Annotated in this window: 14 protein-coding genes; 7 read left to right on the top strand and 7 right to left on the bottom strand. The window is 69.0% G+C overall.

All coding sequences use genetic code 11. The features are described from left to right. Positions 1-69: 69 nt before the first annotated feature. The 5 genes from FJ694_RS27375 to FJ694_RS27355 all read left to right on the top strand — a co-directional run bounded on the left by FJ694_RS27375 (position 70) and on the right by FJ694_RS27355 (position 7,368). Positions 70-318, top strand: coding sequence for a hypothetical protein (locus FJ694_RS27375; RefSeq protein WP_232540244.1), 249 nt, complete (start codon positions 70-72; stop codon positions 316-318). After that, on the top strand, positions 315-1,076 hold the full coding sequence (locus FJ694_RS27370) for an ATPase (protein WP_157270716.1): 762 nt from the start codon (positions 315-317) through the stop codon (positions 1,074-1,076). The genes FJ694_RS27375 and FJ694_RS27370 overlap by 4 nt, the downstream gene beginning before the upstream one ends. Positions 1,077-1,727: 651 nt before the next feature. Beyond that, positions 1,728-3,809, top strand: a complete 2,082-nt coding sequence (locus FJ694_RS27365) for a TonB-dependent receptor (protein WP_157270715.1) — start codon at positions 1,728-1,730, stop codon at positions 3,807-3,809. Positions 3,810-3,934: 125 nt separating this feature from the next. Then, complete coding sequence (locus FJ694_RS27360; protein ID WP_157270714.1) at positions 3,935-6,049, top strand: TonB-dependent siderophore receptor; 2,115 nt, start codon at positions 3,935-3,937, stop codon at positions 6,047-6,049. A 17-nt stretch (positions 6,050-6,066) separates the two neighbouring features. Then, positions 6,067-7,368 carry a PepSY-associated TM helix domain-containing protein gene (locus tag FJ694_RS27355; protein ID WP_198321023.1) on the top strand — a complete coding sequence of 434 codons (1,302 nt, stop codon included), beginning with the start codon at positions 6,067-6,069 and terminating at the stop codon, positions 7,366-7,368. Positions 7,369-7,414: 46 nt separating this feature from the next. On the opposite strand, the gene FJ694_RS27350 is transcribed toward FJ694_RS27355, so the two are convergent. From FJ694_RS27350 to FJ694_RS27325, 6 genes are all read right to left on the bottom strand, one after another. Further along, a complete protein-coding gene (locus FJ694_RS27350; RefSeq protein ID WP_157270713.1) occupies positions 7,415-7,882 on the bottom strand; it encodes a DUF2753 family protein in 468 nt (155 codons plus the stop codon). A gap of 16 nt (positions 7,883-7,898) precedes the next feature. Continuing rightward, complete coding sequence (locus FJ694_RS27345; RefSeq protein ID WP_157270712.1) at positions 7,899-8,264, bottom strand: hypothetical protein; 366 nt, start codon at positions 8,262-8,264, stop codon at positions 7,899-7,901. Positions 8,265-8,392: 128 nt separating this feature from the next. After that, positions 8,393-8,779, bottom strand: a complete 387-nt coding sequence (locus FJ694_RS27340; RefSeq protein WP_157270711.1) for a hypothetical protein — start codon at positions 8,777-8,779, stop codon at positions 8,393-8,395. Next, complete coding sequence (locus FJ694_RS27335) at positions 8,776-8,949, bottom strand: hypothetical protein (RefSeq protein WP_157270710.1); 174 nt, start codon at positions 8,947-8,949, stop codon at positions 8,776-8,778. Before FJ694_RS27335 ends, FJ694_RS27340 begins: the two co-directional genes overlap by 4 nt. A gap of 31 nt (positions 8,950-8,980) precedes the next feature. Continuing rightward, complete coding sequence (locus FJ694_RS27330; protein WP_157270709.1) at positions 8,981-9,289, bottom strand: hypothetical protein; 309 nt, start codon at positions 9,287-9,289, stop codon at positions 8,981-8,983. A 5-nt stretch (positions 9,290-9,294) separates the two neighbouring features. Next, on the bottom strand, positions 9,295-10,584 hold the full coding sequence (locus FJ694_RS27325) for a DUF2325 domain-containing protein (protein ID WP_157270708.1): 1,290 nt from the start codon (positions 10,582-10,584) through the stop codon (positions 9,295-9,297). Between the two features lie 232 nt (positions 10,585-10,816). Between FJ694_RS27325 and fur the strand changes: the two genes are divergently transcribed. After that, positions 10,817-11,278 carry a ferric iron uptake transcriptional regulator gene (gene fur / locus FJ694_RS27320; protein ID WP_157270707.1) on the top strand — a complete coding sequence of 154 codons (462 nt, stop codon included), beginning with the start codon at positions 10,817-10,819 and terminating at the stop codon, positions 11,276-11,278. Beyond that, entirely contained in the window at positions 11,278-11,523 is a 246-nt protein-coding gene (locus FJ694_RS27315) for a hypothetical protein (RefSeq protein WP_157270706.1), read from the top strand. The genes fur and FJ694_RS27315 overlap by 1 nt, the downstream gene beginning before the upstream one ends. Before the next feature lie 110 nt (positions 11,524-11,633). Here the strand turns inward: FJ694_RS27315 and FJ694_RS27310 are convergent, their stop codons facing one another. Beyond that, positions 11,634-13,736 carry a carbohydrate binding family 9 domain-containing protein gene (locus FJ694_RS27310; protein ID WP_198321022.1) on the bottom strand — a complete coding sequence of 701 codons (2,103 nt, stop codon included), beginning with the start codon at positions 13,734-13,736 and terminating at the stop codon, positions 11,634-11,636. Positions 13,737-13,862: the final 126 nt, after the last annotated feature.

Here is a 13,862-nt window from a genome sequence, read left to right as displayed (position 1 = left end):
CCGGGACCGCAAGCAGCAAGCGCCGTCGTGCACAGGCACAATTCGCTCATGGCAGCCCAGGACTCCTCGATGAAACACCGTGCTCCCTTGAGCGAAGCGGCGATGCAGGACGCCGAGGCGCGCTTTCCCGAGCTGGCCGCCCAGGCGGGCCGCGCTGCACACCAGCGGGCTCTGCAGCGGCTGGGCAAGGTCGTGAAGGCGCAGGACGGCCAGTTGGTCGAGGCGCATGCCGACGGAACGGTGCAGGTGCTGCATGCCCTGCCTGCAGCCACCGTGGTGCAGCGCGGCACCGTGCTGCGCCGGCGCAGCGCCCGTTGAAGGGCCAGGCGCATCCGCGGCTGCGGGTCTTTGCCGGTCCCAACGGTTCGGGCAAGAGCACGATCCGCGAACTGCTGCGTGAGGAATGGATCGGCGTCTACGTCAATGCCGACGAGATCGAGAAACTGCTCAAGGCCGAGCGAGCCATTGACCTGTCTGACTTTGGGCTGAGCGACGGGCTGCAACAGCGGCTGCATGGTTTCCTGCAGGCGTCGGCACTGTGGCGGCGGGCAGGACTGGAAGATCGCATCGCCGAGCTGCGGCTCGACGGCACGAAGCTCACCCTGGGCGGCGTGAGCGTGAACTCCTATGTCGCAGCCGTGCTGGCGGACTTCATCAGGCGCGAGTTGTTGGCTGCAGGCGTCTCCTTCACGTTCGAGACGGTGATGTCGTCGCCGGACAAGGTGGCGTTCATGCGCGAAGCCCGGGCGCAGGGATTTCGCACCTACCTGTATTTCGTGGCCACGGCCGACCCGGACATCAACATCGCGCGCGTGCGGCAGCGCGTGGCCGAGGGCGGTCACGACGTGCCCAGCGACAAGATCGTCCAGCGGTATGGGCGCTCCATCGCCTTGCTGGCCCAGGCCTGCGATGCCTCGAACCGGGCCTACGTCTTCGACAACTCCGGCGAACAGCACGTCCTTATCGCCGAGGTCACCGAGGGCGAAACAATGACGCTGCATGCCGACGCGGTGCCGCAATGGTTCACTGCGACGTCGCTGTGGCAGTTGTTCCAGCCGGAAGGGCCCAATTCGTAGACGGCGACACGAGATTCGCGTGATGCCGCTGGTGGTAAGCAGGTTGCCCCGGAGGCTGACTTGCACGGTAGGTCGCCGGTCCAAGCGGGGCGCGCTCGGGCGCACGTCACCGCGCGGCAAGCGCTGCAACGCACCGAAGACTTGCTCGTGAGGTCCTCCTGGGTCCCACAGGGCCTACCTCCATCGAGCAAAAGCTCGCGAGGCGGCCCTGGGGTCAGGCCTCGATACGGCTTCAGCGGCGGACGCGGTGGTCAGGCCGGTATAGGCCAACTCCATTCGTCTTGGCCACCACCCGCTGCTGGCCGGATTACGCCGACTTCACCCTGGCCGGTGTATGCCACTCGCTGACACTACGCCGATCCGCTGAGCAGCATAGTGCTGCAGGCCCGAAGGGCCGTCTGCGCCGTCATGGTCGGCCATGACGACGCAGGGTTCGTATCCCCGGATCAGCCGCGGCTCGTCGCATGGCAGCTTTGGGCTTCGTTGCGGGAATGTTGCTCTTGCATTGCTGCATGATGTAATGCGAATTGTTCGCATTACAATTGTGATCGAGATGGTGGCGAACAGGCCTCTGCCAAGCCGGCGCACATCGTTGAACTGAAACCGCCGTCGCGGCCAGGCCCTCCCTGCAATCGAGCTCAAGAACCATTCATGAAGAAGAGGCAAGCGCAACTACAAACGCAACGGCACTTGCTGGCGCTGGCAGCCGCGGGGGCGCTGTCGGCACCTGCCGCCGTGTGGGCCGATGACGAAGCGCAGGCGCCCGAGCTGCCCGCCGTGGTGGTCAAGGGCGAAAAGATCGAGCGGCGTCTCAACGAGACGCTTTCAAGCGTCACGGTGCGCACGGCCCGTGATCTACGGGAGCGTGAAGACACCTCGCTGGCTGACGTGCTGTCACATACGCCGGGGGTGTACACCCAGGCCGACAACGAGAACTGGGGCATCCGCGGTGTTCCCGTGGCCGGCTTCGACGATCAGGGCCCGGCCACGCTCAACGGCGCGGTATCGGTCTACGTCGATGGCGCGCCCCAGTCCCACAGGCTGTTGACGCTGAGCCCCGGGCTGCTATGGGACGTCGAGCAGGTGGAGATCTTCCGCGGCGCGCAGTCGACAGTCCAGGGCAGGAACGCCCTGGCCGGCGCCGTCGTGGTCCAGACCCGCAATCCCAGCTACAAGCCGTCGCTGGCGCTGCAGGCCAATGCGGGCAGCGACCGTGAACGCGGCGTTGCCGTTGCCGGTGGCGGCGCCATCGTCGAGGGGCTGATGGCCGGCCGCATTGCCGCCGACTTCCGAGAAGATGACGGCTACATCCGCAACGAGACACTGGGCAGGAATGCCAACGCCCACCGCGCATCCAACGTGCGCGGCAAGCTGCTGATTCAGCCGAGCGACCAACTCGACATGCTCCTCACGCTGGCCCACACGGAAAGCCGCCAGGGTGCCAACGGCGTGGTGCTCGACGACGACGTTCCCCAGTACTACCGGCTGTTCCTCAACACCGACGCCTTTGACCGCATCAGGCAGGACACCGTTTCCCTCAAGCTCGACTACTACCTCAACGATACCTGGACGCTGACGAGCATCACCTCCAACACGCGTTCCGAGTATGACGCGCTGCTGGACTTCGACGAAGGCCCGGACGATCGCTGGGAAGTGGCTCGCAAGCACAAGAGCCGGCTCGTGAACCAGGAACTGCGCCTGGGCTACCGGTCTGCGACGGTACGCGGCCACGTGGGCCTTTATGCAGGTCGCGCCACCAACGACTTCAACGACCAGCTCGATGTCGACGGCAGCGCGTTCGGCGGCGTAGTCGGTGCCACGAAGGTCAACAGCCGGGCCGTTTTCGGCGAGGTGAACTGGCGCTTTCAGCCGCGCTGGGAGCTGATTGCCGGGCTGCGCTACGACCGTGAGCGCAACCAGACCAACGTGGTGCAGGATGACTTCTCGGCGCCCAACGCCGTTTCGAATTCGTTCAACGCGGCGCTGCCCAAAGTGGGCCTGAGCTACGAAGTGGCGGCGAACCAGCAAGTGGGCGCGCAGGTGCAAAAGGGCTACCGCAGCGGCGGCGTCAACGTCCGCGCCGGTTCGGGCCACGATCCTTACGATCCTGAGTACACGTTGACCTACGAGCTCTCCCATCGCGGCGCATGGCTCGACAAGCGGCTGCGCACGAGCACCAACGTCTACTACACCGACTGGAAGGACCAGCAGGTCAGCGTGCTCGACAGCACGGGCAGCTTCTTCGAGGTGCACAACGCCGCGCGCAGCCGCATGAAGGGCCTGGAGCTGGCCGCCGACTACGACGCCACGAAGGCACTGCGCCTGAGCGCGGGCATGTCGTACAACGATGCCCGCTACAAGGACTTCACCGACAGCGACGGCCGCCGCCTCGATGGCCAGCGCTTCCTGTACGCGCCGCGCGTGAAGGTGAGCCTGGGAGCCGGCTACCGCTTTGCCAACCGCCTGTTCGTCAATGCCGTGGTGGTACGCCAGGACAGCGCTCCTTCGCAGTACCTGTTCGATGCCGGTGGCAACGTCTCGGGCGTGCGCCGCAGCGACAGCCACACGCTGCTCAACCTCAACGCCGAGTACCGAATGACCAAGGGCGCGACGCTGAGCTTCTACGTCAAGAACCTCCTGGACGAGAAGTACGTCACCAACAACCGCAGCGGCGGTCCGGCTGACGTCGGCGCCCCGCGCAAGGTCGGTGTCGCGCTGCGCTACGACCTCTGAGCAATAGCGGCCGCTTCACCTTTCTTGCCGCGCGCAACCACGCTCTGCCCGCCTGGCACGGCTTCGCCCACGGCCGCGGTTGTCTTGGCCGCTGCACCACGCGTTCAACCACTTCAAGAAGAATCATGTTCATTCAGCTTCAACGCGCAGACGGCTTCAAGCTCGCCGTGCTTGCGCTGGCCTCGGTCCTTGCCATCGATGCCAGTGCGCAAGATCCTGCTGCCGACACGCCCGACGCGCAGCTGCAGTCCGTCGTGGTCCGGGCCGGCAAGGACACCGTGAGCCGCTACGTCGGCGCCTCCAGCACCGCGGCGGCCCGGTTGCCGGCCGACCCGATGGACCTGCCCGTGGCCGGCACCAGCATCCCCCGCGCAGTGATCGAGGACCAGGGCGTGCTGCGCCCGGCCGATGCGGTGCGCAACGTCAGCGCCGTCACGCGCAACCCCGCCTACCTCGGGCTGACGGACACCTACCGCATCCGCGGCTTCCAGGCCGACATGGGCCTGTGGAACGGTTTCCGGCGCAACTTCTACTCGTCGTTCACCGACACGGTACACATCGAGCGCATCGAGGTCATCAAGGGTGCCGCCTCCGTGACCTACGGCGACCTGGAGCCCGGCGGCGTGGTGAACTACGTGACCAAGCGGCCCACGCGCAAGCCCGTGTCGTCCGTGGCCATGACGGCTGGCTCGTACGGCCTGGTGCGGCCCGAGTTCGACCTGGGCTGGTCCAGCGCGGACGACGGCGCGCTGCGCATGCGGCTCACCGGCGCCCACGAGCAGGCCGACAGTTTTCGCGACCACGTCGATAGCAGGCACGACACGCTGGGCCTGGCGGTGGACTGGGACCTGACGCCGCGCACCCGCGTGGAGCTCTCGGCCTACCGGCTCGACAGCCGCAACACGCCCGACCGCGGCTTCTTCAACAGCATGGGACCGGTGGTGCTGAAGCTGCCCCGCGAGCGCTTCCTGGGCGAGCCGCGGGACCGCTACGACTTCGAGCAGACCGACCTGTCGGCGCTGGTGAGCCACCGGCTCACGGATGCCGTCACGCTGCGCGCAGGGGTCAACATCTACCGGGTCGATGACGTGCGCGACAACGTGCAGCACCGCAACCTGCAGCCCGACGGCCGCACGCTGCGGCGCCAGTACACGTTCGTGACCTCGGACTACAAGTACACCACCACGTTCGCCGAGGTGCGCGCCGATGCGGTCACCGGGGCGCTGCGCCACACGCTCGTGGCCGGCGCCGAGCGCATCGACCGCGACGAGGGCTACAACTTCCGCCGCGACCGCAGCTCCAGCTACGCCATCGACATCTACGCGCCGGTGTACGGCCAGTACGCTCGCCCCCTGGGCCCGAACGACCGCAACCGCACGGACGTGCGCAGCGACGGGCTGTACGTGCAGGACCTGGTCTCGATCGGCGAGCACTGGCGGCTGCTGGCGGGCCTGCGCCACTCCCGGTTCGAGCAGCGCGACGTGGCCATCGACGGCGAAACGGACACGCGCTTCAGCGAGTCCGAGACCACGCCGCGCCTGGGCGTGCTCTACCGCTGGACGCCGACCTCCTCGGTGTTCGCCAGCCTTGGCCGCAGCTTCGCGCCGCAGTCGGCCAACTACAGCTCGCTGGCGCCCGGGGTGTCGCCCGCGCCCGAGCGCGGCAAGCAGTGGGAACTGGGCTACAAGTACACGGCCGAGGACGACAGCGTGGTGGCCGGGGTGACGGCATTCGAGATCCGCAAGCAGAACGTCGCCGTCCCCGTCATCGTGGACGACACCGAAAAGAACCGGCTCAGTGGCGAGCAGACCGTGCGCGGCATCGAGTTCGACACCAGCTTCCGACTGGACAAGCAGACCAGCGTGATCGCCAGCTACGCGTGGCTGGACGCCTTCGTGTCGATCGGCGATGCGCCGTCGCAGGGTGACAGGCTGGTCAACACCCCGCGCCACCAGGGCAGCCTGTGGGTGCGCCACGACATCGCCGCGGTCCCCGGCCTGGGCTTGGGCGTGGGCGCCTTCGCCGTGGGCCGCCGCGAGGCGGAGCTGCCCAACAGCTGGACGCTGCCAAGCTACGTGCGCTTGGACGCCTCGGCCTACTGGAAGCCGCAGGGCGCCGCCTGGGACCTAGCGGTCCACGTCAAGAACGTGCTCGACAAGACTTACCACGACTCCCAGGGCAACCTGACCTATCCGGGTGCGCCGCGCTCGCTGCTGGCCACCGTGCGCTGGAAGTTCTGAGTCGGCGCCGGCTCGCCATGTATCGACTCGGCAAGGGCAGCCTGCGCCCCATGCGGCCGCTGGCGGTGCTGGTGCACCGCTGGGTCGGCCTGGCCCTGGCCGCCTTCCTGCTCATCGCGGGTGTGACCGGCGCGCTGCTGGCCTGGTATCACGAGCTCGACCGGGCCATCAGCCCCGAACTGCTGCAGGTCCATCCTCCGGCACCTCAGGCCCAGCCGCTTGATCCGCTGGTGCTGCGAGAGCGGCTGCAGGCCCGCTACACACCGGCTTTGGTGCATTACGTGCCGCTGAAGGTCGAGCAGGGCAGGGCGTTGCGTTTTCATCTGGATGGTCCGAGGGACGCCCGCACCGGCAAGGAAGCCGAGTTGCCCTTCGACGAGGTGTTCGTCAACCCTTACACCGGCGCCGTGTTGGGCGAGCGCAAATGGGGCGCCATCGAGCACGGGCTGGTGAACCTCATGCCCTTCATTTACCGGCTGCACTTCCAGCTGGCCCTGGGCACGGCCGGTGCCTACGTGATGGGCCTTGCTGCGCTGCTGTGGACGCTGGACTGCTTCGTCGGCATTTACCTCACCTTGCCCGCTCGCCGGACCCAGCGCGGCGGCAATCGCGGCTGGTGGGCGCGCTGGGCGTCGGCATGGCGGGTGCGCTGGAGTGGTGGCGCCTACAAGCTCAACCTGGACCTTCATCGGGCAGGGGGCCTGTGGCCCTGGATCATGCTGTTCGTCCTGGCATGGAGCAGCGTGTCGTTCAACCTCGGCGAGGTCTACCAGCCGGTGATGCGCTCCATTTTTGCGACGCAGCGTGCCGAACAGGTACGGGCACAGCACCAGCCAGCGCATGCCCAGCCTGCCATGGAATGGACCCAGGCACTCCAGACGGGCCGGCAGCACATGGCAGCGCTGGCCCGGAGCGAACGCTTTTCAGTGCACTTCGAGCGCAGCCTCGGCTATGACGCGCAACGCGGCGTGTTCCGCTACCGGGTAGGCAGCAGCCTCGACATCGCCTCCGAAGCTGTCCAGACCAGTGTGAGCTTCGACGCCACCGACGGCCGCCTGCTCGGCAGCCATCTGCCCACGGGCAAGGCTGCAGGGGACACCATCACCTCCTGGCTGCACGTGCTGCACATGGCCGGACTGGGCGGCGTGCCGATGAAGGTGTTCATCTCGCTGCTCGGCCTGGGCGTTGGGCTGCTCAGCGTCACCGGCGTCTATGTCTGGTGGAAGAAGCGCCGCGCGCGACTGTGGGTCGCTCCCATTCGCCGTCAAGGCATGGGCGCGAAACAGAAAAGCGGCCTGTGGACGCCATCTCCCGACTGAGCTATCGCGCCACTTCACCATGAAGGCGCGCATGCTCGCGCAAGCCTCAATGCAATGTCATCGGCAGCGGCTGCATGCCTGCAGCGGGCGCCAGCTGCGCAGCACAGTTCCACGCCTCATGCATGCCGCTCTCCATGTCCGCTCGCACGCCGTGCGACAGTTGAAAGCGCAACAGCGCAGCCGTGGTCCCGCGCAGATGGCGCAGCGCGCATAGTCGGGCGGGCGGTGTCAGCGTGGCGTCACGGCTGGCTTGCAGCAGCACGCCGTGCGCCTCGCAAAGCGCGCAGGCGGCATCGTCAATGCGCCATGCGCGCTCCAGTGCCTCGGAAAAGCCCAAGTGGCTCGCCACCACGGCAGCCAACGCATCGTCGATGTCATCCCAGCGGTCGGCCAGCGAACGCGCCAGGATGCAGGCCTGCTCGAAGCTGACCAGGGCACCCACCACGTCGTCATGTTCGAGCAGCACCGTACCCTGCTGCATGAGCTGGTGCCAGTACTGCTCGACGTCCACCATGCTCCCGGACTGCGCCTCAAACGCCATGGCCAGGCTCCCTGCCAGCCAGGGGCAGCTTGCATTGAACCGACGCGACGGCCTGTTCGATGGCGAGCAGCGTAGAAGGCGCATGCTGGCCCAGCAAGGTGCGCAACCGCCGCAGTGGATGGCTCACGCATTCGAGGCAGACGCTGCGCCAGAAGCAAGGCAGCTCCGGGTCACGGGCCGTCTGCAGCAGGATCTGCGTCATGTGCAGCTGCACGCCGACTTCGCCGAACACGCCCAGGCGCGCCAGCTTGCCGCCGCCGAGCAGGTAGTGGCGGATGCGCACGGGCTCGTCCGCATGCAGCGCGCAACGCACGTCGATCTGCAGCTGTTCCCAGCGCCGGCGCAGCAGCCACAAGGGGCGCGTCATGCAGGCCTGGGCCAGCTCGACCGCGAGGAGCCGCTGGTTCCGAGGCGCGCCATGCGGCAGGCCCGGCAGGGCATGCCCTTGCGCAGAAAACATGGCGCTCGAAGAGTCGGGGGCTGTCACGCGGCACGCTCCGGGTCGGCGGGGTTGCAGGAGAACGAGGCCAGGCGCCGGGCCAGGATGCGCAGCCGCGCGGCGCTGGCGTCGTCGCACACGAGCGCGCCCAGCGCGCTCATGGGCCGGCTGCACGCGTCCAGGCAGGTCATTCGCCAGACGATGGGCAGCAGGGTGTCGTAGGCCGTGGTCAGCAGCAGGCTGAGCATGCGGTCGTGCACCTGCCAGGGTGAGTGGCCGTGCCGCGCCACCAGGGCTTCACCGCAGGACAGGTAGCGCGCCACCAGGCGAGGGTCGTCCGCGTACAGCGCCAGGCGCAGCTGCATGCCCAGTCGATGCCACAGTTCGAGCGTGGCCGCGCTCTCAGGCGCCTGGGTACCGCCGCCTCTCATGCGGCCACCGGCACGAAGGCGTAGACGGCCGCCACGATGGCGGCCAGCAGCAGCCACTCCACCACGGCGCGGGAGCGCTCCCGTGCCACCCGGCGCACGCGCCCGGCGCGCCGCAGTGAAGAAGGCATCGGGACACTCGCAGCGCCCACGGCGCGTGCTGGTTCGGTCATGGCCGGACTCCGGTGAAAGGATGAATGCGGGTCAGTGCAGCGAATGCCCGGGCGTCAGCGCCCGTGGCGAGAGGGCCGGCATGCCGGCCTGCGCCGCGCAGGCCACGTCCTGCCAGGACCGGTGCACGTTGGCCACGATCTGGCGGAACTGCTCGCTCGCCTGCGGGTGGTGCTGCAGGAATAAGAGGTTGGAGACGATCTTGCGCGCCAGCAGGGAGCGGTGGCCGCAGGCAGCTTCGCCGCCCGTGGGCGTTGCGGCCTGGGCCCATCGCGTCATCAGCGCCAGCGTGGCGGCGAACAGCGCTTCCAGGCTGGGCGCGGCGTTGCAGGCGTGCGGCATGGCGCTCAGCGCTCCAGGGCCGATTCGACGCGTACCGGCCCGGCCGCGTCCCGAGCGGCCGGCACGACCCGAATGGCGCGCAGCTCCCGCGCCAGGCTGGCAGCGCTGGGCTTCTCGACGAACACGCACTGCTTGCCGTGGCGCTTGCAGTGGTCCTTGACGCGCCAGTAGGCGTCGTGGCTGATGCAACCGGTCTGGCAGATCACGAGGTCGGCCGCGGCCAGGTTGACGTCGAGCTGCGCGGAGCTGTCCTCCTCGCCGCCGTCGTGGTGCAGAAAGCGCCCGCCCGTGCGCTCGATGAGCCGGCGGTAGATCGGCACGCTGCCCGAGCGCCCGCCCACGCACAGCACGGATTTCTCGCGCAGCAGCTGCGCGGCCTCGATGTCCGCCTCGGCGCCCGGGGCGGGCGGCGTCCCGGCGGCCGTCCCCTGTGCCAGGCGCTCCTCCTGCGCCTGGCGCCACTGTTGCAGCTCGGCGGCGCGCTGCTGCCAATGGCTGGCCTGGCGTTCGAGCGTCTGGATGCGCGCGAGCTGGGCCGTGATCTGCGCGGCCTGCTCCACCCGCGTCCTGAGTCCCGGCACCGACGCCTCCAGCGCCTTGAACTGCTCGCACAGGCCGGCGATGACGGTGTCGCGGCCGATGAGCTCGGCGCGCAGCCGCACCAGCTCCGCCGCCTGGCGCTCGATCAAGGCCCTCTTGTCCGTCAGCGCCTGCGCGCAGCGCTCCTGGAGCAGGGCGCTCTCACGCTGCAGCGCGGCATGCTGTGCCTGCAGCTCGGCATGGCGGGCGAGGTCCACGCGCTGCGCGGCGCCCACCTGGTGCTGCAGCATGTGCACGTCGGCCAGGACGGCGTCCGCGCACGGCGTGTCGCAGCGCGGGTGGGTCAGCACCGCCCACAGCGCGCCGGGCAGCTGGTCGCCCGCGCGGCGCTGGAGCGCCCACCACTGCGCCAGCGCCTCGGTGCTCTTGCAGGCCGCGGCTTGGCGCACCGCCAGCGCGTAGCGCGCGTCGAGTTCCTTGTGCAGCCGCTCGGCCACCGGCGTGCGCTGCTTGCACTCGTTGATCGTGCAGCAGTGCAGCTCGTAGTCGCTGGCGGGCGCCGGCGCGCGCAGCACCTTCTCCACCAAGCTGCGCAGCGCGGCGATCGGCAGGCACACGCCGATGACGGGGCAGAAGGCCGTCGCGCCGAGCTCCCACAGCCGCTTGCGGCGTGAGCCCGAGATGCCGGCAACGCTCAGCGCTCCCGCCGGCTTCAGCACCGCGACGCCCTGCGACTGTTGATCCCTCTCGCACATGCCCGTGTCTTTCCCTGTGAAGTCCCTACCTGCGGATGACGCCGTCACGCCGGCCACCCGTTCCCAGTCAGGTTAATGCGAAGCATTCGCATTCGCAAGAGGTTGGGGACATTTTTCAAACGAGAATCATTCGCGAGTAAAATGATCCGGCCGTGCGCATCAGGCCACCGAGACCGCCCTGAGGGCACGGGACGCCTGGGCCTCTCGCAGGCAGCACTTGGAAGGAAGACCGATGAGCAAGCAACCGCCCGCGCCAGGCGAGGTGGACGATCTCAGGGGCAGCGGCCTCAAGGCCACGCTGCCGCGCATGCGGGTGCTCGACGTTTTCAAGCAGTCCAGCGCCCGCCATCTCAGCGCGGAGGACGTGTACCGGGAACTGATGGGCGCCGGCGCGGACATCGGCCTGGCCACCGTGTACCGCGTGCTGATGCAGTTCGAGCAGGCCGGGCTGCTTTCGCGCAGCAACTTCGACAACGGCAAGTCCGTGTTCGAACTGCGGCAGGGCAGTCACCACGATCACCTGGTGTGCGTGCGCTGCGGCCGCGTGGAGGAGTTCCACGACGCCGCGATCGAGGACCGCCAGCGCGCCGTGGCCGAGGCCATGGGCTTCGAGCTGCGCGAGCATGCGCTTACGCTGTACGGACTGTGCTCGGCTGCCACGTGCGGCGGCGCCGAAGCGGCCGGCAAGCACTGATGGACGCGCAGCGGGAACTGGCAGCGGCGGATCCCGCGCGTTGGCGTGCGTGTGCCCGGCGCGAGCCGCCGGCGTGCGAGGCGCAGGAGCCGGCGCGGCTGACGCTGCGCATTTCCGCCGACAAGGCGCGCCAGTTGCGCGAGGTGGCGCGCGAGCGCGGCGTGAGCGTCAACAGCCTGCTCGACGAGATGGCGTCGCTGGCGGTGTTCGAGTTCCAGCTGATGCGCGCCAGCCGCGGCGAGTGACGCAGCCGCAAGCGCCAACGCACAGTCGGCCTGCCGGAAAGCGCTCTTCACGGTCGGCCCGCACCGCGTGCCGTACCGCGCCTGTGATCGATGGGAACACCCGCGCCCCATCAGCGCTCCAGGGCCCAGCGCATGGCTGCGGTGACCCGGTAGTCGCTCGGCGCCTTCGTGGCGGCCGTCTGGGCTGGCCCGAAGTTCGTGCGGTCGATGGCGAGCCTGAATTCCTGTCCCCGGGCCAACGCCCACCGGGCCCGCAGGCCCAGCAGCGTTTGGCGTGAGACGTTGTCGTGCTGCAGCGACAGGCTTTGGGCACTGCGTGTACTTGGCGTGTGTTCCAGGCGCAAGGACACCGTGCGGGCGGTGAATGAGCGGTCCCCTGCCTGCAGCTGATGACATGCCCAGCCCGGGCCCACGCTCCAGCGCGGATGGGGCCGCCACGTGAGCTTGAGGGTCTGCTCGTTCAGCTGGCCGTCGTGGAAGCCGCCCGCGCGCAGTGAAGCTTCGCCCGACCAGGCGCGCGACGCCGAGGCGCCTGCCGACAGCACTGCGTAGCCGAAGCGGTGTTCGCCGGCCGCGAGCTGCACACCGGGCAATGCTTCGAAGGGCTTGGCCAGGCGGTCATGCTCCACGTAGAACTCGGGCAGCAGGTAGTCGCCCCGGGTGTTGAACCATTCGAGGCTCAGGCCCGCGTAACGGCCGCGCTCGGTGCCGTCGTGGCGCGTGCGGCCACCCGCATGCACGCTGGTGATGAGGCTGGCCCCGTGCGTGCCCAGGTGTCGCCAGCCGATGCTCGCATCGGTGATGCGCACGCCCGTCTCGCGCACGTAGCCCAGCGCCGGGCGAAACGCCTCGCCGATGTCGTACCAGTCCAGTTGCCCGGTGAGGCCCACGTTCGGGAATCGCAGGCTCGCACCATGGGCCGTGCCGCTGCCCTGCGCCTCATCGTCCGAGCGCTGCGTCCAGGCGTAGGCCTCCAGGGTGCGCTCGCCCGCGAAGCGCGTGCTGCGGAACTGGTAGTCCAAGCCATGCAGCCGGTTGCGGCCCAAGCCCTCGGGCGTGCCCTGGGTAGCGACCAGGCCCACGCGCTGGCTCTCGCCCAGCCCGATGGCCGCCCGCGCCACGGCCATGCGTGCCGAAGGACCGCCGCCTCGTCCGGGCACCTGCACCGCGAAGGCGCCCAGCTCTACGGGCCCGGCGGTGCCCGACAGCTTGAGCCCCGCATCGAGCGAGCTGCCCAGGCCGATGCGGCGCGAGAAAAACGGCACCAGCACCGGCTCCTCCACGTCCAGCCCGCCAAAGCCGAAGCGCCCCGCGTCCTGGGTGAAGAAACTGCGCTTTTCCGGCCTGAACAGCTCGAAGCGGGAGAGGCTGACCACGCGGTCGTCCAGGTCCGCGTCGGAGAAATCGCTGTTGATGGTCAGCGTGGCGCTCAGCGTGGGCGTGACGCCCAGGGTGGCGTCCAGCGAGGGTTCGAGCCGCCCCGCCGACCGGTGCCCCGCCGTGCGCCCGGTGGACCAGCGCACCGCCGGCCGCAGCCGCAGGCCCCAGCCCTGCCGGGCGGGCACGACGCCCGCGAGCCGGCCCGCATCGGTCAGCGAGTCCACCTCGCGCTCCGGCGTGGCACCGAACAGGCGCATGCGCTCACCGCTGGCCGCCACGTGGCGCTCCACGTTGAAGCCCCAGGCCCTGCCATCCGCGGGCGCGGCCAGAGCGGACAGGGGAATGGCGACCTCCACCGTCCAGCCTTGCGCGTCCATCTGCACCGCAGCGTCCCACAGCGTGTCCCAGTCGGCGCGGGTGACCGAGCCGTCCGCAATCAAGCCGTCGCGCTTGGCGCCCAGCGCGTTCACGCGGAACACGAAGCCATTGCGCCCGGTGCCCTGCGGGTCCAGCACGATGGCCACGTGGTCGTCGTTGTCGATGGTCTCGCCATCACGGCGCAGGGTGCGCGCCACCAAGGCGGCGGCAGTGGGCTCCTGCGCGCGCACGGCCACGTACAGCGTGGCGCCGTCGTGCGCCACGAAGAGCGTCGTCTGCCGGGTCGGCTCCGCGCCCGCCACGGGCGCGGCCTGCATGAATCGGCCCAACGGCGGCATGCCTTGCCAGAACGGCTCATCCAGCCGGCCGTCCACCACGGGCGCGGTTCCCGTCCAGGCTGCTACCTGCAGCGGCGAAGCGTGCACGGGGTGCAGGGCGAGCAGGCCAAGGGTCATCGCCAGCCATCTCATGGGCGCATTTGCGGCTGTCAAGGTAGAGCGCGAAGGGCGGTTGGGTGCTCACACCTCTGCAAGCGCACGACTGGCGCAAGACCCACAGGTCTGATCAGGCATTGCTTGCGG

Origin of the sequence: Azohydromonas aeria, assembly GCF_009760915.1 — a bacterium.
GTDB classification, from domain to species: domain Bacteria; phylum Pseudomonadota; class Gammaproteobacteria; order Burkholderiales; family Burkholderiaceae_C; genus Azohydromonas; species Azohydromonas aeria.
Note: the sequence above shows the minus strand (reverse complement) of the source record. Positions and strands in the feature narration are given on the sequence as shown.

Bases quoted from the DNA above. Each gene is read 5' to 3' on its own strand.
- FJ694_RS27365 (WP_157270715.1), top strand. From the start codon at position 1,728: ATGAAGAAGAGGCAAGCGCAACTACAAACGCAACGGCACTTGCTGGCG.
- FJ694_RS27330 (WP_157270709.1), bottom strand. From the start codon at position 9,289: ATGCCGCACGCCTGCAACGCCGCGCCCAGCCTGGAAGCGCTGTTCGCC.
- FJ694_RS27350 (WP_157270713.1), bottom strand. From the start codon at position 7,882: ATGGTGGACGTCGAGCAGTACTGGCACCAGCTCATGCAGCAGGGTACG.
- FJ694_RS27340 (WP_157270711.1), bottom strand. From the start codon at position 8,779: ATGAGAGGCGGCGGTACCCAGGCGCCTGAGAGCGCGGCCACGCTCGAA.
- FJ694_RS27315 (WP_157270706.1), top strand. From the start codon at position 11,278: ATGGACGCGCAGCGGGAACTGGCAGCGGCGGATCCCGCGCGTTGGCGT.
- FJ694_RS27310 (WP_198321022.1), bottom strand. From the start codon at position 13,736: ATGACCCTTGGCCTGCTCGCCCTGCACCCCGTGCACGCTTCGCCGCTG.
- FJ694_RS27355 (WP_198321023.1), top strand. From the start codon at position 6,067: ATGTATCGACTCGGCAAGGGCAGCCTGCGCCCCATGCGGCCGCTGGCG.
- FJ694_RS27360 (WP_157270714.1), top strand. From the start codon at position 3,935: ATGTTCATTCAGCTTCAACGCGCAGACGGCTTCAAGCTCGCCGTGCTT.
- FJ694_RS27325 (WP_157270708.1), bottom strand. From the start codon at position 10,584: ATGTGCGAGAGGGATCAACAGTCGCAGGGCGTCGCGGTGCTGAAGCCG.
- FJ694_RS27335 (WP_157270710.1), bottom strand. From the start codon at position 8,949: ATGACCGAACCAGCACGCGCCGTGGGCGCTGCGAGTGTCCCGATGCCT.
- FJ694_RS27375 (WP_232540244.1), top strand. From the start codon at position 70: ATGAAACACCGTGCTCCCTTGAGCGAAGCGGCGATGCAGGACGCCGAG.
- fur (WP_157270707.1), top strand. From the start codon at position 10,817: ATGAGCAAGCAACCGCCCGCGCCAGGCGAGGTGGACGATCTCAGGGGC.